Source organism: Pseudomonas sp. GQ91 (genome assembly GCF_059758795.1).
The window spans coordinates 1-296 of the sequence record NZ_JCAXED010000077.1; the positions used below are offsets into that span (position 1 = coordinate 1).

The following is a 296-nucleotide window of genomic DNA, read 5'->3' on the forward strand; positions in this document are numbered from 1 at the left end:
GCCCTCGAAGCCCGCGCCGTCACCGCCAGTGACTCCGCCGCCATCGTTCGGGCCAAGGCCGCCCTCGACAAGCTCGACGTCGCCGAAGGCCTCGCCGAACTCGAAGGCGCTGCCGCCCGGGTCGCGGTTGACGAAAAACGCATGATCAACTGCCGCGCCGACCTCAACCAACTCGTGCCCTTCAAGTACGACTGGGCCTGGCAGAAGTACCTCGACGGCTGCGCCAACCACTGGATGCCGCAAGAGGTCAACATGACCGCCGACATCGCGCTGTGGAAAAACCCCGAAGGCCTGAC

General features: G+C 65.9%; 1 protein-coding gene. It reads left to right on the plus strand.

What is annotated here, in order from left to right; genetic code table 11:
- The coding region (locus AC6CIA_RS26495) for a ribonucleotide-diphosphate reductase subunit beta (RefSeq protein ID WP_498316123.1) at positions 1 to 296 on the plus strand (296 nt) is incomplete at both ends.